The following is a 19,594-nucleotide window of genomic DNA, read 5'->3' on the forward strand; positions in this document are numbered from 1 at the left end:
CGGTATCGAGCGGGGGATGTTTCGTTCCCGTTTAAAAAACATTTTCCGAACCGACAAAACCGATCATCGTCGAGTAACTTTCGCCTTCGTCTGATTCACAGCTGCTTACATATACGACTGGGCCGCGTTTTTCTATGTACTCACACGTGTACGTTCCTTGTGGGGCATTTTTATACCCACCGTAATTGTTCTCGAAGGTGACAACGTCTCCATCATAGGAGAGTGAATTTTTGAAATGACTACCATCGGGGCTGAAGATCGAAATGTCTGCACTGGCTGTTTCTTCTTGTTGGTAATTGTCTAATAGAGTGGTGATGGGATCGATGTTCTCAATTTCGAGAGCACCTTGCATGATCTGGTCGAAGTTGTCTACTTGATGTTCTACGATGACATCGCCATTGTCTCTGGCGTCTTCAATCGAGTATGTATCTTCTGATTCAGTGTCCGAGCAAGCGGCCAGTGTCAAGAAAGTGAGGAAAACCAACAGGGTTAATTTTTTCATCATGCCCTCCTCAATTGTATGTTTATTCCAATTATACGTGAAGAGGAAAGGAATGTATATTGAAAAACGAAGAACGTTTGCATGGGCATGATCCGCATAAAATGGACTTGATGTTGAGCAACAAAGAGCCACCTTTTCATAACTTGAAGTTATGGTTGGTTTGTTAGTGGTGAAAGGCTAATGCGAAAATGATAGAGTGAGGATGAAATCAGTAGGTGAAGAGCTATTGATCAAACGTTTGACCAATTTTTAAATATGGAGGTAGAAGTATGGGAATAGATTCATCATTGCCATCATTTTATCGCTATGGTCCATCATCAAAACGCTAGAAAAAATGACAGACAAAATCGTCGAAACACAACATAAACAAAACGAATTCTTAGAGAAAATTCACTCAAAGTTGGAAGAGAAGACAGACGAATAGACAACAAAAAAGATCAACTCCACCCTCGAGTTGATCTTTTCTTGAATTGATTTTATTAATGCGGACGCTCTTTCAATTCATATAACGGAACTTCCTGATAGACATTCGGCTGATCCACCGGATGAATCCGAGCCATCTCATTCCGCTCAATCACTTCCTCAATATAGATCTCCCTATCCTCATGCATTACATGGATCAATTCCGGCGAGTTGAAAATCTCTTTCGCACGCTCCTTGTTCACGGCTGCATCCCTCCTTTACAAACTATTTTTTGTAAAAAAGTCGGAAGCTATGCATGTTCTACAAAGAGTCGCCATTCATAATCGAGTTTTTCACAACAACGTAATCAACGTGCCGGATCGCATCAAGGTTCGTCCCGCCAGCGTAAGAGATGGCGGATTGAAGATCCTGCTCCATTTCTAAGAGCGTATCCTTCAATGGGCCTTTATACGACACCATCATTTTTTTACCTTCCACGTTCTTCTTTTCCCCTTTTTGAAACTCAGAAGCCGAACCGAAATACTCCTTGAACTGTTGACCGTCGCGTTCGATCATCTCACCTGGAGACTCATCGTGACCTGCGAATAAAGAGCCGATCATCACCATCGTTGCGCCGAAACGGACAGACTTCGCAATGTCTCCATGCGTACGGATGCCGCCATCCGCAATAATCGGCTTGCTTGCTGCCTTCGCACACCAGCGAACAGCAGCTAACTGCCACCCACCTGTACCGAATCCAGTCTTCAGTTTCGTAATACACACTTTTCCTGGCCCGATGCCAACCTTCGTTGCATCCGCACCCGCGTTCTCCAATTCTCTGACAGCTTCAGGCGTACCAACATTCCCGGCAATCACAAATGTCTCTGGTAAGTGTTTCTTGATTTGTTTAATCATATCAATGACGGGTTGAGAGTGGCCGTGGGCAATATCAATCGTGATGTATTCAGGAATCAGGTCTTCTTTGGCCAGTTCCTCGATAAATCCATATTCTTCTTCTTTGACACCAACACTGATGGATGCAATCAAGTGGCGCTTGTGCATATCATCAATGAATGCTTTTCTTGTTTCCGGTTCAAAGCGGTGCATGATGTAAAAATACCCTTCTTCAGCCAGTAAGCCGGCCACTTCCTCGTCGATGATCGTCTGCATATTAGCAGGGACGACCGGAAGTTTGAAGGTATGATTACCCAACGTTACTTTCGTATCACACTCAGAGCGGCTATTTACAATACATTTATTAGGGATAAGTTGAATATCTTCATAATCGAATACGTTTTCCATGATAACACCTCAAAAAAGCGAACAATTAATTCGCTTGTTAGTTTATTGTTCGTATATAATTCATAATAACGGATTTATAAAACGGTGTCAAAAATTAAAATGGTTAAAAAACATACAATACCGGTTAGTTGTTCGAACAACATTCGTTTTTTAAATTTGCTATTTTTTCATTATTTGTCGATGTGTGACGTGGAAAGAGGTGGATAGGATGATTCGAAAGGTTATAACAGCTTCTCTGGCTGTCTTAGGTCTGCTGTTTGGAATGGTCGGAACGTTTATGCGTTGGCTGATTACGTCAGATATTCCCGTATCTTATAAGGCATCTGAAGCCATGTCGGTACAATACATATTCTTTGCGGCAACGATTTGTTTCGTGCTGGCCGTATTGATTTCAAAAACGAAAGAAGCGGCTTTGGTCGCTGGGTGTTTCTTTCTTGTGCTATTCCTTATTCAAATGTACTCCTATACAAGAAGTGTTGGAACGGGATACTATACATCTTCCTACGCACAATTATCAAGCATCGTCATGTTTTTATGCTGGTCTTCTTTTGGTGATTAGTGTCGTCATTTTTATCAAGAGATATAGAGAAGAACCCATCTGACATCAGGTGGGTTCTTTTTAGTTTGCCGCCCGGAGTCGTCATGCTCGTTCAGGAGCTTTCAACCGTTTTAACGTTCATCTTCTTGAAAAATAGTTGAGAGAGGCGCCTTCTCAGCGTTTTTGACTGTGTTCAGCATGCATAAGTGTTGAGAGGCATGTGATCACAGCATTTTAATATATACTCTGGTGGTGAAAGTGCTGTGACATGAGCCATCACAGCACTTTTCGGGCTCTCACATCCATAAAATAGCCATTATTAGCAACCCACCCACTCATTTGAAATCCAAAAAGAAGAAGAGTGACGAGTTCTTCAATCTCAAAAATAAGAGGCAGACACTAAAAGCAGTGTCTGCCTCTTCATAAGTATATAAATTCATGCGCGTTCAAGCATACGATCTAGCGCCTTTTTCGCGTCAACAGCAACCCCGCGGTCCACCTTGATCACATTCTGCGGCTCACCGTTCGCAATCGACTCAAGCGACCAAGCCAAGTGAGGCAAATCAATCCGGTTCATCGTCAAGCACGGACACATGCGGGGATTCAGCGAAATGATATGCTGTTCTGGATGTTCTTTAATGATCCGGTTCACAAGATTCATTTCTGTCCCGATTGCCCAAGCACTCCCGGCAGGTGCATCCTTGATCTGATTGATAATGAAATTCGTCGAGCCAGCGTAGTCAGAAAGGGCAACGACCTCTCGGCTGCACTCAGGGTGAACGATGATGTTCATATCAGGATGGTCGTTGCGAACCTGTTCCACGTTCAAGGTCGTAAAGTTTTCATGAACGGAACAGTGACCTTTCCATAAAATGACCCGCACTTCCTCTACAGGAACTTCATGAAGAAGCTCTTCCCGTATCGGATCCCATACCGCCATCTGTTCAAGGGGGATACCTAAATCATAAGCGGTATTCCGTCCTAAATGCTGGTCAGGTAAGAAGAGGATGCGTTCCTTTTGTTCGAATGCCCATTCGATCATGCCGGCAGCATTGGAGGACGTAACCGTCGCGCCTCCGTGTTTTCCGACAAACGATTTAATCGCTGCCGTCGAATTCACATAGGTGAGGGGCAGAATGGTATCGTCAAACGTCGCCATCAGCTTATCCCAAGCTTTTTCCGTCTGTGTAATATTGGCCATATCCGCCATGGTGCAACCTGCGCGCATGTCGGGTAAGTACACGTGCTGATCGTCTCTCGTTAAAATATCTGCCGTTTCGGCCATAAAGTGAACACCGCAGAATACAATCGCTTCTGCTTCATGCTGGGTTGCTGATAGTTGAGCCAGTTTCAAAGAATCCCCGCGCGCATCAGCAAACTCTATGACTTCATCTTTTTGGTAATGGTGACCGGGTAGAAATAACCGGCTGCCCATTTCATTTTTGACGCGTTGAACAATCGCTCTAAGTTCATCGTCACTCATCTGTTGATAGCGGTCAGGCAAAGTAGGGTGCTGGGTTTTCATCGTTTCAAAAAGGTTCATTTGTTGTCCTCCTCAGAATTTGTGATCACTTTGGCGCTAATGTCGAGGGAAGGGGCTGAGTGGGTCAAACAACCGAGCGAAATGTAATCCACATCTAATCCACGATAAGAGGATAAGTTGTCGAGTGATAGACCACCTGATACTTCTGTCGTAATCGATGAAGGAACGAGCGCTTTTAAGACGCGAACTTGTTCAGGGCTGCGATTATCGAACATGATACAATCGACGCCCGCTTCAACGGCTTCTTTCACTTGGTCTTCATGTTCGGTTTCCACTTCGATTTTCACCATATGCCCTAACTCTGATTTGATTGTTTCCGCAGCCCTCGTAATCGATCCAGCAAAAGCGATGTGATTGTCTTTGATCATGACGGCATCATGCAATCCGAAGCGGTGATTCTTGCCACCACCCGCACGCACGGCATACTTTTCAAAGGTGCGTAGACCAGGTGTCGTTTTTCTGGTATCACAAATCATCGTCTTTTCATCGTCCAATCGTTGAACCGCTTCACGCGTAAGCGTCGCAATCCCGCTCATACGCTGAATCAAATTCAATATGACCCTCTCTCCTTTCAGCAGACTACGGATGGGACCTTGGATCTTAGCGATTTCGACACCAGACGCAATGGACGCTCCATCGGGGACGAAGGTCGTCACCTTAACAGAAGGATCTAGAACCTCAAACCCTGATACAATCACGTCTTCACCGCAAAATACGCCGGACTGCTTACTGATCAACGTCAATTCTCCTTGAGCTGATTTTGGGAAAAGAACATCGCTCGTCACATCACGGTCACCGATATCTTCGATGAAAAAGGCCTCTAAGCTTTTCTTATAGATAAATGGGTTCATGTATATTCCTCTTTTCTACGTTTCTCTTATGGACGGACTGCTTCTGTTGCCACACCTTCAGTTCTTCCGGGAAATCACTTCGGAAGTGGGCCCCGCGACTTTCTTTGCGTTCAAGAGCGGAGCAGGTGATCAACCAAGCTGTTTGCAGCATGAATAGCGTGGTCACTTGTTTAGTAGTGAGCAAACTCAAGTCAAAGGTAAACCACTCATCGATTCGGAAAGAATCCAACCACTCTTTCTGTTGGAGCAACTGCTGCTCAGTCCGGACCATCCCGACAAGATCCATCATTCTCTGTTGAAGTTCTTTCACAGGCGGCAGGTCAACGATCGAGTGGTGGAGCGAAGGCTTACGTTCAGGCAGATCTGGTAACTCCGGCAATCCTTCAGTGGAGTTAATGAAAGCGGCTAGTCTTTTTCCGAAAACAAGACCTTCCAGTAACGAATTGCTTGCCAAGCGATTCGCACCATGAACACCCGTGCAAGCGGCTTCCCCTAAAGCGTACAACCCATTGACGGCCGTTCTTCCGAAGCGGTCTGTCGCAATTCCCCCCATAGAGAAATGGCAGCCGGGTGAAACGGGAATCTGCCCCTTTTGAATATCGATGTTATGAGCCTCACACAGTTTTGCTACCGTAGGGAATCGTTTTGAAAAATCCGAGATGGACCGTATGTCTAGGTACACATGGTGACCTTGTTGGAGTTGCTGGTATATGGTCTGGGCAACGACATTACGTGGGGCGAGGTCGCGCAAAGGGTGTACGCCATCCATGATAGCGTCGCCGTTCTCGTTCAGCAGTACAGCACCTTCACCACGAACAGCTTCTGTCACTAATCCATGTGTTCGACCATCTTTATACAAGAGGGTCGGATGAAATTGGATGAATTCCATATCTGTGATTTCTGCTCCAGCCTGATAAGCTAAGGCGATGCCGTCTCCTGTAATGGTCTCTGCATTGGAAGTGAGAGAGTACAATTGTCCACATCCGCCTGTGGATAAAATCACATGAGCCGCTGTGAAAGTACGAGTTCCGTTTTTCGTTAGACATTTCACACCGTAACAACGGTTTTCATGGATTACTAGATCATAAACGAAGTGGTCTTCATACAGTTCAATCGTGTCTGGCAGCTGTTGAATCAGGTGCTTCATTAAGCGTTTTCCAGTTTGATCGCCACCGCTATGTACGATTCTGTAATCATGATGCCCACCTTCGCGTCCTAGCTGAAGGTGACCATCCGGATTACGGTCAAATTCACACCCTTCGGCAATCAACTCATTAATAATGGCTGGAGCCTCTCGGGTCATTTCTAGAGTGTATTGGGATTGATTGGTGTAACGGCCGGCTTCAACGGTGTCTAAATAGTGGGCGAAAGGGTCGTCATCTTCTTTGATGGCTGCAGAAATGCCTCCTTGAGCATAAGAGGAGTTTCCGTGCGTAGCTTTTGACTTTGTGAAGACAATCACATTTGTGTCCTCGCTTAAGTGTTTTGCCAATTGCAAAGCTGAAACTCCACTTCCGACAATGATCACATCCGCTTTTCTCATATCATATCCCCTTATTATTTTGGCTCTGTTCCAGCATGTTTTGATGTATTCATTTCTTCACAATAATATAATCAAGGCAAAGACCTATGGCTTTATCCGCTGCCTAGTTCCAGCGTTGAGGGTTCGTTCTTCTTCTCGTCGATGGGGCTGGTTTTGAAACAGCGTGACTCCCGTGGGAGGGACCTAGGCGATACCCCACAGGGAGTGCAACGACCGAGGAGGCTCGCCGGCTCCCCCGCAGGAAAGCGAGTTGTTTCAAAACCACCCCATACGCCTAATAAGGTGACGAACCTTGGACATCTAGGATTCTTGAATCAGAATAATAGATAGATAACGACAATGATTTTACATGTGTATTGACACCTATATTTACATAGAATTACACTTATGACAAGTGAAAACACAAATAAAGGAGAGGAAATAGATGGAGAGATACTTTGATTATGCAGCCACAAGTCCGATGAGCAGAGAGGCGTTGGCCGCTTTTACAAAGGCAGCCGAAGAATTTTACGGAAACACAAGCAGTGCACATGATTTCGGAACAGAAGCACAGTCTCTATTGGAACATAGTCGGAACACGCTTGCTTCTAAGCTGGATGTTGAACAAGAGGGGGTGTATTTTACAAGTGGGGGGACAGAGAGCAACTGGATTGGGTTAGAAGCTTTGATGGGAGCAGGTAAAGGGAATCATATCGTTGTTTCTGCAGCGGAGCATTCATCCGTTCGTCGAGTCGTCGATAAAATGGAGAGGGAAGGAGCGCAAGTGACGTGGGTGCCTTTCACGGCAGAAGGCGTGTTGGATTTGGAAGTTTTAGCTTCCTCCGTGACAAAAGAGACGGCTGTCGTGTCCGTTCAGCTTGTCAATTCTGATTTGGGGACGATTCAACCTTTAGAGGAAGTCTATCGACACTGCAGAGAAAAGGGCGTGCTTCTGCATAGTGATTTTGTTCAAGCCTTTGGCAAAATCAACCTAAAGAAAGTGGCGCGACTTGCCGACAGTTTTTCATTGTCGGCTCATAAAATCGGAGGTCCCAAAGGGGTAGGAGCCGTGTACATACGTCCGACCTTATCGTTCTCTCCGATTTTCCATGATGTTACCCACGAATCTGGCGTTAGGCCGGGTACGGTGAATACACCTGGTGTTGCTTCATTTATCGTTGCTGCAGATGAGGCTTTGGCTCAAAGAACGGATGGGGAAATCAGAACCTTGAAGAACAAATTCGTCCAACTTTTAGGAAAAGGTTTTTCTGTGGTTGGAAACAGCTTGGATAGTGACATTCCGATTATCGGGCTTACTACCCGAGGGGTACCAGGTCAGTGGATGATGTTGGAAGGCAATCGTAGAGGATTTGCCTTTTCTACCGGAAGTGCTTGTCAGACCGGTCATGATGGAACCCTTACGACGCTAGACGCGATGGGTATGACAAAAGAACAGGGTGAAACGTTTATCCGGGTGTCATTTCATCATTCCCATTCAGAGTTCGATATCGTACGTTTAGCGGAATGCTTGAACACCATTGCTAGTGAGCATCGGTCGGAAGTGAGCGTGTAATGACCGGCATAGGCTGTCCCTCTTTTTCATAGAATCGAAGAGAAGGAGGGGAGGACGATGGGGTTATTCCATGAATTCCGTGAATTCACCGTTCGCGGAAGCGCCGTAGACATGGGTGTCGGGATGGTGTTAGGCGCGGCGTTCAGTGGATTTATCGATTCGCTCGTGACGGATATTTTGTTGCCGCCTGTCGGTTTGCTGTATGCTCGCATGAACTTTGAAGATCTTTATATAAGCTTAAGTGGTGATGTGTATCCGTCCCTTGCCGCTGCACGGGAGGCAGGGGCTGCAACGATCAATTATGGATTATTTCTAACGGCCTCGATCCGTTTTCTCATTGTTTTATTTGCCGTCTTTTTGGTAGTAAGACAGATAAATCGTTGGAAGAAACCGCATCAACATCCCTTGCATTCGATGACTAAGAAGGAATGTCCATATTGTTGTATGCCGATACCAAGCCAAGCGGTGATTTGCCCGAATTGTTCATCTTCAGTGGAGAAGAAACCAATGAAGGAGCGGACACCGCGTTTTCGGGTGAAATAGTAGAGATCACCATTTAGTCCATCAAAATGGGAAATACCCAAAAAAGAGGACCTGATCAAGGCCCTCTTTTTTAGTATGTTGGGAAAGCTACTTTCGGTTCTTCCAAGTTGAGAAGAGACCGGTGGCGTGGAAACGACTCCCTTTCCGCAGGAGGCGGTGAGCTTCCTCGGTCGCTCCTGAGACCTGCGGGATCTCACCCAAGCCTCAGGATCCTGCAGGAGTGTCGCCGTTTCCACGCCACCTCAACAAAAGAAGGCTGAACCTCTAGAGATTCAACGACAATGAGGATTTCTACTGATGACTGCACCATGTTTGGTGAGGTTCTGTTCCCACTATTTGTAGCATAGTGGGATGGAAAACGGGGAGACTCCCGCGGGAGAAGGACCTAGGCGAGACCCCACAGAGAGTGTCAACGAACGAGGAGGCTCGCCGGCTCCCCCGCAGGAAAGCGAGTCGTTTTCCATCCCACGGTATTCTTATATGATCAAACAGAATCTCTGCACGGACTTCTGCAGGCAGCCTGAAAAAAGAGGACCTTGATCAGGTCCTCTTTTGCTTATTCTTCGCCTTCAGAGTCTTCAGAGCCCTCACCAGAATCTTCTCCAGAACCTTCCATTTCACCAGATTCAGAGTCTTCCATTTCACCTGACTCTTGTTCTTCCATGTCTCCGTCTTCCTCTTCACCACCACAAGCAGCTAACGTTAGTACGGATGTGAGTCCAATAGCAAGCAACCATTTTTTCATCATGTGTAACGACTCCTTTCAAGTAGGGTTCAGAATGACTATACCCAACAATTGTAAACGATAAGTTACGGTACGATTAATATCTAGTAAACTTACAATAATTGGTACAAAAGGATTAGAGGTTTACCCAGGCATCTGTACTATACCCTCGTTGTTCCCAGTAGCCGATATGTTCTTCATCAATCAGTTCTATGCGGTTCAGCCATTTGACTGATTTATAAGCATACATTTTCGGGACGATGAGGCGGACTGGTCCACCATTGCGGTTGGGGATCAACTGCCCATCTATAAGCATCGCTACCATCACATCCTCTTGCATCGCTTGGTCTATTGTAAGGGAGTCAGTATAGACACCATCTTGTGAATAAAACTTAACATGGGTGGCATTTGAATGTATCACTGCTTGATCTAGTAAATCTTTCAACTTGATGCCTTCCCACGTTACGTCATAAACACTCCATCCAGTGACGCAGTAAAAGTTGGAGACTTGTACTTCTCGACTCAGATTCACGAACTCCTCCCAGTTCCAGGATGCAGAGTTGTCTACAAGTCCATCAATGGTAAAGGAAAAGTTATCATCGTTAATAGTAGGCATGGGTGTGACGGTGTAGTAACGGAATTCTCCGTTCCTCCCTCCGCCAATTGGTGGCTTCGACTTCGGTGCAGGGGTCGGCATCGGACTGAACGCTTCCGTTAATGGGAGGCCTGACGATGGTTCAGACGGGCTTGGAATACTGAGGTAAGGTTTGAGCCATTGATAGATGAATGGAGTGAATACAAGTACGATTCCAACACCCGTCCCACGACGTAGCAGTGTACGGCGATTCATAATTGGATTTCCTTCTTCTATGACCATCCGTTTGTTTTGCTTTTCCTCTGCCCGTCTTTTTTCTATGGCTTTGAACCAACCGCTTCTCGTGATGCTGTGGTAAATCAAATAAGGGACACCTATCCACGTCATCATGTCATGGACGATGAGAGCAAAAGCTGATATACCGGGACCGAAGTTGCGTTGAAACGTCAGGATCAGTCCGGAAATGAGTAACGCTATTAGGATAGAAAGAACGACGTAGAGGTTCATCCGGTTGTTTTTCCGTTTACGCAGCGTTCTTAAGTGCTTGATCATTTTTGGTCTATAAAAGACGAGAGGAAGAATGCTGATGAAACCCATCCAAATATGGCTGTCCTTCACCCAAATCCTTACCTGGGGCAGCCATTGCCGGAATTCAGACGAGACGAGAATCAGTCCTGTCAAAGCTAAGAACGTGCACAATAGCGCGTTCCAGTGGTGAAGCTGTTTCAAACTTTGACCGAACTTTTTCTGTTTTTTATAGAAAATGCTCTTATCCACGGCCTTACCTCCCCTAACGGTAGTAGGATTTGAAAACAAGTTCCTTCACAGACCTTGGTGTTGTCAGGACTCAGTCCGTGAATTTGTGATTTATCTTGTATCCGTTTTCGTTTCATCTATACGTCTAGTACCCGGTTTAGGCGATTAGTGTGCACGTGTATGTGTTCAAAAAAAGACCACTTTCCTAAAGAAAGCGGTCCAAGTCTGTTAGCAGTATTCGTTATAAGCAGACGTTAAGTTTGCTGTAATCTCTTCGACTTCGTGATCTTCAATCTCTTCACGTGGAATGAAATGCACGACTTGTCCATCCTTCAATACAGCCATAGAAGGGGAGGAAGGCTCGTATCCTTCAAGATATTCACGCATACGCGCTGTTGCTTCGCGGTCCTGGCCTGCGAAAACGGTGACGAGGTGTTCTGGCTTTTTCTCATTCGTTAATGATTCACGTGCAGAAGGGCGGGCGAGGCCAGCGGCACATCCGCATACGGAATTGATGACAACGAGGGATGTGCCTTTCGTTTCACTGATGAAGGCGTCCACTTCTTCAGGGGTCGTCAATTCTGAAAAACCGGCATGGGTGAGCTCGTCACGCATCGGTTGGGAAATTTCTTTCATATATGCTTCATATGGGTTCATGGGAATTCCTCCTATAATAAGTTACTGATTTTTCTGTTTCGTGGCCTGAGTCATTTGGTGCCAAACAGAGCCTTTTGCTTCTTCGCCACCTTCAATACGCTCGATGGCCATATTGATTTGCATACGCACTTCAAATTCTGGATCATCAGCCGCTTCTTTTAAGGCAGGAAGCGCGCTCTCGTCACCAAGTTCATATAAGAACATGGCTGAACGCCAACGCACAAGGCGGTTGGAGTCTTTCAGGGATTCAATCATTTTGGGCATCGCTTCCTTGAATCCGAGGTCTGAAATACAGTCACCGGCCGTACGTCTTACAGTTACGGACTTGTCCTGTAAGGCTTTATAAAGAAAAGGAAGAGTTTCCATTTCTTCGATCATCCCTAAGTAGGCCGTAGCCAGCCTTCTGATTGATGCTTTGTCATCATCTAACGCTTTATCGAGAATTCGGTAATCGTCGGCCGTTGGATCCATACGATCAAGCGCGGCATAGCGTACTTTCCAATCGACATGATCCAATGTTTCTAACGTAATATCCGCTTTTTTCTGTGAGGGTTCTTCAGTGTTCGAGTTTTGATCAAACGCTTGTTTAACAAGCGTTTTCAGTCGTTCTTCGTCATAACTTGCCGAAATTTCCTCTTTCACTTGTTCGCCGATCTCACCGGCATCCCCGTAACGTGGACTCTGTTCGACCCACTGACGCTCCATAATCATGTTCGGAGAAGCAGGTGCTGCTTCCATCGCGGCCTCTTGAAAGCGTGGTTCTAACCCGACACGCTTTTCTTCGCCGCGGTCCTCAAGCTTTACTTGCATGGGGATCCCTTTGAACATTTGGATGAATACCTTCACTTCACCAAAGGAGTCTTCTTCCTCCGGTTCGGAGGCAGAGGCAACTTGCTCTTCCTTTTCCTCTCCGAACACATTGCGGACTTCGGGCAGAATTGATTCCCAAGGCACACGCGCATTGCGCTCGAGAGCGATGAAGTCTAAGACATGGTACAGTCCTTTGACTCCTTCAATCGAAAATAGCTGTTTTACGAAGTCCGGAGACGAGCTGTGGTCGTCGCCTTCTTTATAGTTATGCGTTTCACCTTCAGGTAAGGCTTCACTCATATTGATTTTCATTGAATTCGGACTAGGAGTTGGTTCGATGGATACGATTTTCATTCATCTGTCCCCCTATCTACACATTTCTTCCTATTTTATCAAAGAAAGCGCAACTCATCCATGTTTACGACTAACGATGGAAATAAATGAAACCCGTCCATGATTCGGTCCGTACTATAAGTGTGTTGGTGAAAGGAGGGTTCCCTATGACGCAACCTGTCATGCAATTGAAGGAAGTGCAAAAGACGATTAAGGGAAAGCCCATCATCAAAGGGCTTGATTTCGATATTTATCCTGGGGAAGTGTTCGGTTTTCTTGGACCGAACGGAGCAGGGAAAACCACGACCATCCGGATGATGGTCGGACTGATGAAGCTCACGAGTGGGGACATCTATATTAAAGGGAATAGTATAATAAAGGATTATAAACAAGCGATTCGTCATGTTGGCGGGATTGTAGAAAATCCAGAAATGTATCCGTTCATGAGTGGATGGAAAAATCTCATTCATTATTCAAGGATGATCCCTGGTATTCCGAACGAGCGAATCAAAGAAGTCGTTCAACTTGTCGGTCTTGAGAATCGGGTGAACGATAAGGTCGGTAAATATTCATTAGGCATGCGTCAACGATTAGGGATTGCGCAGGCGTTATTACATAATCCGTCCATTCTCATTTTGGATGAGCCGACAAACGGCCTGGACCCTGCCGGAATCAGAGAGATCCGTAGTTATATCAGACGCATGGCTGCGGAAGAAAATGTGGCAGTCATCGTGTCGAGCCACATTTTATCCGAGATGGAGATGATGTGTGATCGGATCGGAATCATAAAAAATGGAGAACTCATCACCATTCAATCTGTCCAAGAAGCATTGAAACAAACGGAACAAAGAGAAGTGTCTATGGAAGCAAATCCACAACAACTTGCTACTGAAATCGTAACGGAATTGGTTGGTGATGACATTAGTCAAAGCGGTGAGATGATTCACTTTGTTGCGAGCCGAGCACAGATCCCGGACATCATTAAACACCTAGTGAATGGTGGTGTCGATTTGTATAGTGTCGATGTAAAACGGTCAACGCTAGAGGATGCCTTTATGGATGTGATCGGAGGTGATTCCATTGAATAACTTCGTAAAACTCATCAGAAATGAACAAATGAAAATGTATTCGCAAATCACAACGAAAGTCATGGTCATCACCTTCGCCATCCTGATCCTCGCTTTCGGTATTTTTCAGAAGGTTGACGATTCCTTTCTTAGTGGAGGGGACGTCCCGAGTGGCGACGATTGGAAAGAAGTCCTCCAGGAACAAAATGACTTGCTGCAAGGGGAGGATGGGAGTAGAGAGGCCATCCAGTATCCTGCTTTCATGGATGTGGAGGTCAACCAATACTACATTGACAATAACATTAAACCGACCACATTTGATGCTTGGGACTTTGTTCAGATGAATAAAGGGTTTATCTCGATCATCAGTTTGTTTACAATTATTGTGGCAGCAAGTATCGTAGCGAATGAGTTCAAATGGGGAACGATCAAACTTTTATTGATACGTCCGATATCACGTGCGAAGCTTTTGCTGGCTAAATATGTCTCTGTGCTTATTTTCGCGCTTACGTTGCTCGTGTTTCTTTATGTATTCTCTTTCGTAGTCGGGGGAGCCTTGTTTGGCATTGATAGCATTTCTCAGACGTATGTATTTAGACAAGGGGATTCAATCGAGCAGGCTCCAATCTTCGCACATACGGCGTTCCGCTATTTGCTCAGCTCTATCAACTTAGTGATGATGGCTACCTTTGCGTTCATGATCTCAGCTGTGTTCCGGAATAGTTCACTTTCAATCGGGATTGCTATTTTCCTGATGATGGCTGGTAATTCCATCTTGCTCTTTTTGGCAGGAAGAGAATGGGCGAAGTATATCTTGTTTGCAAACACAGATTTAACGGTCTATTTGGAAGGTGGCCCAATGTTTGAAGGGATGACGGCAGTGTTTTCTGTTGGTGTCCTTATCGTTTATTACGTATTATTTATAGTATTAGCATGGCTGTTCTTCACAAAGAGGGATGTCGCTAACGCTTAGAAAAGGAGAGGTTAAGATGAGTAGAATGATTGAGATTGTATTGACCATTGTCGGAATTTTACTGTACGCTCTTCCACTTGTCGTCGGATTTATGTTCCGTTCGCTTAACAATAACCCGCAACTGAGAGAAGAATTTATTGCGGCTATGGAACAAGCGCCGAACGCACAGGAGTTGCAAAATATGAACATGGATCAAATGTTCAATTTCATGGGCACTTTTGCAACATTTTTGATTATCGCCTCTGTCATAGCCATCGCGTTGGGGGTTTTGGCGGTTGTATTCTTGAAAGGCAATAAAAAGCCGAAAGCTGCAGGGATCATCTTGATTGTGACAGCTGTCGTATTCACGATTGCGACAGTGTTCATCGGATTATTCGGAAGTGTAGCCTTCCTCATTGCGGGAATTGTCGCTCTTGTCCGTAAGACACCCAAGGCTTCAGATGAAATAGAAAGTGTATGAGTGAAGAGAGGATGAGTCGTTGAGGCTCATCTCTTTTTTTGGCTTACGTGTCGAGTAAGGTCGTTTTTTATAAAATCCCCCTTTGTTATCTGGTATAATAGTCATATCTAATCCTATTAAGGAGAATGCTATGAAACCCTTCCAAGACTTCCAGAAACGGATGTTACTCAACTATATCATCGGATCGATGCTTGCTGTATTCGGGGTGGGAAGTGTGTTTATATTCCACACGCTGACATTGGAGATGAATGAAGCGGTCTACTTGATCTTCGTGATGAGTTTTTCAGTAGTCGTCATGCTATTATCCGAATTAGTGGTCTACAGATCGCATATCAAGCCTATACGAAAGATGTTCCAAGAAGAATCATTATCTGTTCATGAAATAAAAAAAGGCATTTTGACGGCTCACCGATTCCCCATTTTGACTGTTCAAAGGATTGTAGGACCTCATTTGCTCGGGTTGGCGGTTCCGGCTTCGGGGTTATCTCTACTAGGGATTTATAACGGTTGGATCGGCCTTCCTTATTATTACATAGCGCTGGCGTGGAGCGGGGCCATCCTGATTGCCGTCATGCATGCCCTTGTAGAGTTCTTCCTTACATTTCGTTCGATTACTCCTTTGCTCGCGTCATTAAGCCAACGTTCTAAACAGCTCGGTTACTCCGTTGAACAGCTGGATGTCGGTTATTACTTGAGTATCAGGCGTAAATTGATGGTCAGTTCCATCTTTACGGCTGTTTTTCCGGTATTACTATTTATTCTGGCATCGCAGATCCGTCTTGCTGAAAGTAATGGAAATGGAATTGAAGGCTACTGGAGTTGGGCATCGCTGATTGTGGTTGTCATTCTAGCCATGGGGTCGATCAGCTCTATGCTTCTTTACAAAAGCATAGAAGATCCGATGCTTACGTTGCGTGAGCGGTTCGATCAAGTCAGACGAGGACGGTTCGAAACGATGGATAACGTGTACTCGGATGAATTTTCTAATCTTGTGACAGGATTCAACCATATGGTGGGAGGCATAAAAAAGCGAGACGAAGAAAATGAGCGGTTACTGGAGAGCTTCTTCACGGTTTTTGCAGCAACGCTTGATGCAAGGGACCCTTATACAGCTGGTCACTCTGAACGCGTCGCAGAATACTCGGTTTGGATTGCGGAGCGTGCAGGGTTCTCGGCCGCAGAGGTGGACTTGCTGAGAAAATCTGCGCTCCTACATGATATCGGGAAAATCGGTGTACGTGATCATGTTTTACTGAAAGCTGACCGACTTACAGATGAAGAGTTCGACCAAATTAAGCAGCATCCCGTCATCGGAGCAGATATCCTAAAACAAGTACAGCTTCCAGAACAACTGAAGCCTGTACTTCCAGGGGTGCGTAACCACCATGAACGATTTGATGGCCGAGGGTACCCGGATCAATTATCCGGCGATGATATTCCGGTCTTCGGTCGTTTAATGGCAGTCGCTGATGCATATGATGCCATGACCTCAAATCGTCCATATCGGAAGGGCATGGCCAAGGAAAAGGCACTGAAAATCATAGAAGAAGGACGAGGCACTCAGTGGGACCCTTACTTCGCAGACCTTTTTCTTGATGTGATGAAAGAGCGTGACGTAAACGTCTTAGAAAAAGTGGTGTATGAAGTACAACCAAATTGATAGGAAAGAAGCGCCAGGACCCATCTGAGCGCTTCTTTTTAATCACCATATAAAAGAGATGGATATGAACCTGATTGTGAGCATATCAGTCGAGCAAACGGTTCATTTCATCTACATTTGCGACCTCACGGTTGTAGACACGCCCCTCTTGAGGTTTATATCCACTTCCCCCACATACTTTGCACGTATAGCGCCATTCTTCATCATCCATAAGCAAACCTTCACCATCACAAGCTAAGCAAAATTCATCTCTAGGCATCACAAGTCTCCTTTACGTTCGATTGATAGTCATAATTTGTGTCAAATTGCTATTTGTTATTCCGAAAATGGATTATTTTGCTGATTTTCGGGGAATAGCAAAATCATTGGAGGGATGGATTTGGGACACGATCAATCACATAAAGAAGAAAATGAAAATATAGAAACAGATACAGAACAGAAGGGTTCTGTCGATCGTCCAGGTCGTCAGTTTTATATTCCCTCTCAAATCGTCGACGAATTCGGCGAAAAGGGACGGGATCATTTAAATAAACCGTTCAGAGCGCAATTTCTATTAGCACTAACAGCCGGCTCATTCATGACGTTCGGCGCTATCTTCTCGATTTTATTGGCTTCAGGCGTTGAAACAAAGGGGATTTACCACTTGTTGTCCGGTTTGGGATTCGCTGCAGGGTATGCGATGGTCTTCATCTCAGGCGCTGTGCTTTTTACAGAAATTAACGTATTGTTGCCGTCCTACCTGTTCAATAAAGCGGGCTTGATGAAAGCGAACATTTATAAATTCTGGGCATCCACCTATATCGGGAATTTATTAGGTGCCTTCATAGTAGCTGGTTTAATTCAACTTTCCGGGTCACTATCCAGTTCATTTTATCCGGAATTGTCTATTTACTTAGATCATAAAATGAAATTCATGGATCATGGTGTAGCTGGGTGGTTCCAGATTCTCGTTTCCGGTATTTTAGCAAACTGGTTGATTGGAATGGCTGCCTTTTTGACGACGTCTGCCAGAGATATAACAGGAAAAATTCTCGGTACCATGCTTCCTGTTATCTTGTTTGTAGCTGGTAACTTTCAACACAGTGCAGCGAACATGGGTTACTTCAGCATGGGGTTTTTAGCAACAGATAAATATACGTGGTATGAATACATCTTCTTCAATTTGCTACCTGCAAGTATTGGAAACTTAATTGGTGGAGCAATCCTTGTTTCGCTTCTTTTCTCTTATGCGTATAAGGAGGATATTCAAACGTTAGGGAAGTAAAAGGTGAGGGGGCAATTGGTATGAAGCAGTTAATCGCCATGGGCGGTGGAGGATTTTCAATGGAGCCTGAAAATCCATTGTTGGATGAATATATACTAAATCAGGTGGCCGCAAATAAGCCGAAAGTCTGTTTCATACCGACGGCAAGCGGTGATGCGCAAAGTTATATTAATCGATTTTATGACTTCTTCAAAAAACAGAATTGCGAACCGAGTCATTTATCGTTATTCAAACCCGAAACGACGAACATTCGCAAATTTGTGCTGGATCAGGATATTATATATGTCGGCGGAGGATCTACAAAGAATCTACTAGCTTTATGGAGAGAGTGGAATCTTGACTCAATCCTTCACGAAGCGTGGGAGAATGGTGTACTACTGGCAGGGATCAGTGCCGGGGCCATCTGTTGGTTCGAAGAGGGTCTGACCGATTCGTACGGGGATTCCTTACAACCCTTATCTTGTCTAGGGTTCGTAAAGGGAAGCTGTTGTCCTCATTACGATGGAGAAGAACAACGAAGGCCTACCTATCAAAAGGCGATCGCAGCGCATGAATTAGGGTCAGGAATTGCTCTTGATGATGGAGCGGCGGTTCATTTTATTGGTGAGGAACTAGAGAAAGCAGTCTGCTCAAGGGCCAATGCAAAAGCCTATAGGGTGAGGGTGCAGAATAAGAAGGTCATCGAAGAAAGCCTGCCGACGCACTACTTGTATTAAGTTGTTTGAAACAATTGATTTCGAGCATGTACGGTTCTTGAATGATGCTTTCAAAAAGGACGCCTTATATCTAAGGCGTCCTTTTTGCGTTACTCGAAAAGCATGATTTCCGGGTCTTTCTTGTACACGTGAACAAGCATGGCATGCAACTGCCCACGATGGTGGTACATGTGAGCGACAATTTCCAAGAGCCATCCGAATCTTGTATAAGTCACTCCCCACCAGGAAGTCGTTTCAGTGAACAAGTGGTCTTCCGTGTAATTTTCAAATTGAGTTTTTAGTTGGGAAAAATGCTCGAATAGTTTTTCTAATATATCCGTTTTTGTTTGCAAAGAGATCGTTTCATAGAAGGAACGCATATCTTCCTCGCTAGCTTCATTTGCTATATGACCATCGGCTGCTGGGATGGTAGCGATGTGTTCGAGTAGTTCGCCAACGGAATATTTACCATCAGTCGGTCGAAAGGTAAGGTCTTCTTCTTCGAGCTGACCGACCATTTCCGAGATGGATGCAATGACAATCTCTAGTTGGTGAAAGGCACTTTGACAGTACATATTCATAGGGAATCAACCTCATTTATAAAAGTTTCTAGCTCACTATTTCTCCGTTTACTGGAAAAAATCCTTTATTCGATTTAATAGAATGTGTTTAATTTGCCATTTTCCATATCAAATTCATTCAATGATCGGGTAGTTATCTGGAATACTTGAATTTGAGATGTTCTCGTCCGTTCGTTCATAAGAGAGTCTGGAGGGAAGGGAAAACAGTCCGCTTTCCGCGGGGAACGCTGAGCCTCATCGAGC

21 protein-coding genes are annotated in these 19,594 nt (G+C 45.0%); 9 read left to right on the forward strand and 12 right to left on the reverse strand.

The annotated features are described in order from the left end of the window. Window positions 1–31: 31 nt before the first annotated feature. The 3 genes from H0266_RS17345 to guaC form a co-directional block, all read right to left on the reverse strand. The gene (locus H0266_RS17345) at window positions 32–502 is read right to left on the reverse strand and encodes a hypothetical protein (protein WP_181473712.1); all 471 of its coding nucleotides are present in this window, start codon (window positions 500–502) and stop codon (window positions 32–34) included. Window positions 503–981: 479 nt separating this feature from the next. Further along, window positions 982–1,167, reverse strand: a complete 186-nt coding sequence (locus H0266_RS17350; RefSeq protein ID WP_181473713.1) for an H-type small acid-soluble spore protein — start codon at window positions 1,165–1,167, stop codon at window positions 982–984. A gap of 58 nt (window positions 1,168–1,225) precedes the next feature. Beyond that, window positions 1,226–2,206: a GMP reductase gene (gene guaC / locus H0266_RS17355; RefSeq protein ID WP_181473714.1), complete on the reverse strand. Its 981-nt coding sequence runs from the start codon at window positions 2,204–2,206 to the stop codon at window positions 1,226–1,228. Between the two features lie 208 nt (window positions 2,207–2,414). Here guaC and H0266_RS17360 point away from each other — a divergent pair, with 208 nt between their 5' ends. Then, entirely contained in the window at window positions 2,415–2,765 is a 351-nt protein-coding gene (locus H0266_RS17360; protein ID WP_181473715.1) for a hypothetical protein, read from the forward strand. 415 nt (window positions 2,766–3,180) lie between these two features. On the opposite strand, the gene nadA is transcribed toward H0266_RS17360, so the two are convergent. From nadA to nadB, 3 genes are read right to left on the reverse strand one after another with little or no spacing between them, the layout of a single operon-like run. Then, window positions 3,181–4,287 (reverse strand): quinolinate synthase NadA, encoded by a 1,107-nt coding sequence (gene nadA / locus H0266_RS17365; RefSeq protein WP_181473716.1) that lies wholly within the window; start codon window positions 4,285–4,287, stop codon window positions 3,181–3,183. After that, window positions 4,284–5,138: a carboxylating nicotinate-nucleotide diphosphorylase gene (gene nadC / locus H0266_RS17370; protein WP_181473717.1), complete on the reverse strand. Its 855-nt coding sequence runs from the start codon at window positions 5,136–5,138 to the stop codon at window positions 4,284–4,286. Before nadC ends, nadA begins: the two co-directional genes overlap by 4 nt. After that, window positions 5,119–6,681 (reverse strand): L-aspartate oxidase, encoded by a 1,563-nt coding sequence (gene nadB, locus H0266_RS17375; RefSeq protein WP_181473718.1) that lies wholly within the window; start codon window positions 6,679–6,681, stop codon window positions 5,119–5,121. Before nadB ends, nadC begins: the two co-directional genes overlap by 20 nt. 424 nt (window positions 6,682–7,105) lie before the next feature. Here nadB and H0266_RS17380 point away from each other — a divergent pair, with 424 nt between their 5' ends. Then, a complete protein-coding gene (locus H0266_RS17380; RefSeq protein WP_181473719.1) occupies window positions 7,106–8,233 on the forward strand; it encodes an IscS subfamily cysteine desulfurase in 1,128 nt (375 codons plus the stop codon). 57 nt (window positions 8,234–8,290) lie between these two features. Beyond that, on the forward strand, window positions 8,291–8,776 hold the full coding sequence (gene mscL, locus H0266_RS17385) for a large conductance mechanosensitive channel protein MscL (RefSeq protein WP_181473720.1): 486 nt from the start codon (window positions 8,291–8,293) through the stop codon (window positions 8,774–8,776). A gap of 556 nt (window positions 8,777–9,332) precedes the next feature. On the opposite strand, the gene H0266_RS17390 is transcribed toward mscL, so the two are convergent. The 4 genes from H0266_RS17390 to H0266_RS17405 form a co-directional block, all read right to left on the reverse strand. Continuing rightward, entirely contained in the window at window positions 9,333–9,524 is a 192-nt protein-coding gene (locus H0266_RS17390) for a hypothetical protein (RefSeq protein ID WP_181473721.1), read from the reverse strand. 112 nt (window positions 9,525–9,636) lie between these two features. Continuing rightward, window positions 9,637–10,872, reverse strand: coding sequence for a molybdopterin-dependent oxidoreductase (locus H0266_RS17395; protein WP_343063332.1), 1,236 nt, complete (start codon window positions 10,870–10,872; stop codon window positions 9,637–9,639). 207 nt (window positions 10,873–11,079) lie between these two features. Continuing rightward, window positions 11,080–11,508, reverse strand: coding sequence for a BrxA/BrxB family bacilliredoxin (locus H0266_RS17400; protein ID WP_181473722.1), 429 nt, complete (start codon window positions 11,506–11,508; stop codon window positions 11,080–11,082). Between the two features lie 21 nt (window positions 11,509–11,529). Continuing rightward, window positions 11,530–12,672: a conserved virulence factor C family protein gene (locus tag H0266_RS17405; RefSeq protein WP_181473723.1), complete on the reverse strand. Its 1,143-nt coding sequence runs from the start codon at window positions 12,670–12,672 to the stop codon at window positions 11,530–11,532. Between the two features lie 146 nt (window positions 12,673–12,818). Between H0266_RS17405 and H0266_RS17410 the strand changes: the two genes are divergently transcribed. From H0266_RS17410 to H0266_RS17425, 4 genes are all read left to right on the forward strand, one after another. Then, the gene (locus H0266_RS17410) at window positions 12,819–13,739 is read left to right on the forward strand and encodes an ABC transporter ATP-binding protein (RefSeq protein ID WP_181473724.1); all 921 of its coding nucleotides are present in this window, start codon (window positions 12,819–12,821) and stop codon (window positions 13,737–13,739) included. Next, window positions 13,723–14,691: an ABC transporter permease gene (locus H0266_RS17415; RefSeq protein WP_343063333.1), complete on the forward strand. Its 969-nt coding sequence runs from the start codon at window positions 13,723–13,725 to the stop codon at window positions 14,689–14,691. The genes H0266_RS17410 and H0266_RS17415 overlap by 17 nt, the downstream gene beginning before the upstream one ends. A 16-nt stretch (window positions 14,692–14,707) precedes the next feature. After that, window positions 14,708–15,151 (forward strand): DUF4064 domain-containing protein, encoded by a 444-nt coding sequence (locus H0266_RS17420; RefSeq protein WP_181473726.1) that lies wholly within the window; start codon window positions 14,708–14,710, stop codon window positions 15,149–15,151. Window positions 15,152–15,281: 130 nt separating this feature from the next. Continuing rightward, the gene (locus H0266_RS17425) at window positions 15,282–16,811 is read left to right on the forward strand and encodes an HD-GYP domain-containing protein (RefSeq protein ID WP_181473727.1); all 1,530 of its coding nucleotides are present in this window, start codon (window positions 15,282–15,284) and stop codon (window positions 16,809–16,811) included. An 85-nt stretch (window positions 16,812–16,896) separates the two neighbouring features. Here H0266_RS17425 and H0266_RS17430 read toward each other — a convergent pair whose 3' ends face one another. Further along, entirely contained in the window at window positions 16,897–17,070 is a 174-nt protein-coding gene (locus H0266_RS17430; RefSeq protein ID WP_181473728.1) for a hypothetical protein, read from the reverse strand. A 120-nt stretch (window positions 17,071–17,190) separates the two neighbouring features. Between H0266_RS17430 and H0266_RS17435 the strand changes: the two genes are divergently transcribed. Both H0266_RS17435 and H0266_RS17440 read left to right on the forward strand, forming a co-directional pair. Further along, the gene (locus H0266_RS17435) at window positions 17,191–18,075 is read left to right on the forward strand and encodes a formate/nitrite transporter family protein (protein ID WP_246364190.1); all 885 of its coding nucleotides are present in this window, start codon (window positions 17,191–17,193) and stop codon (window positions 18,073–18,075) included. Window positions 18,076–18,095: 20 nt separating this feature from the next. Continuing rightward, window positions 18,096–18,791 carry a Type 1 glutamine amidotransferase-like domain-containing protein gene (locus H0266_RS17440; RefSeq protein WP_181473730.1) on the forward strand — a complete coding sequence of 232 codons (696 nt, stop codon included), beginning with the start codon at window positions 18,096–18,098 and terminating at the stop codon, window positions 18,789–18,791. Window positions 18,792–18,880: 89 nt separating this feature from the next. Here H0266_RS17440 and H0266_RS17445 read toward each other — a convergent pair whose 3' ends face one another. Further along, entirely contained in the window at window positions 18,881–19,351 is a 471-nt protein-coding gene (locus H0266_RS17445) for a DinB family protein (protein ID WP_181473731.1), read from the reverse strand. Between the last annotated feature and the right edge of the window lie 243 nt (window positions 19,352–19,594).

Source organism: Halobacillus locisalis, from assembly GCF_013694105.1.
GTDB classification, from domain to species: Bacteria; Bacillota; Bacilli; order Bacillales; family Halobacillaceae; genus Halobacillus; species Halobacillus locisalis.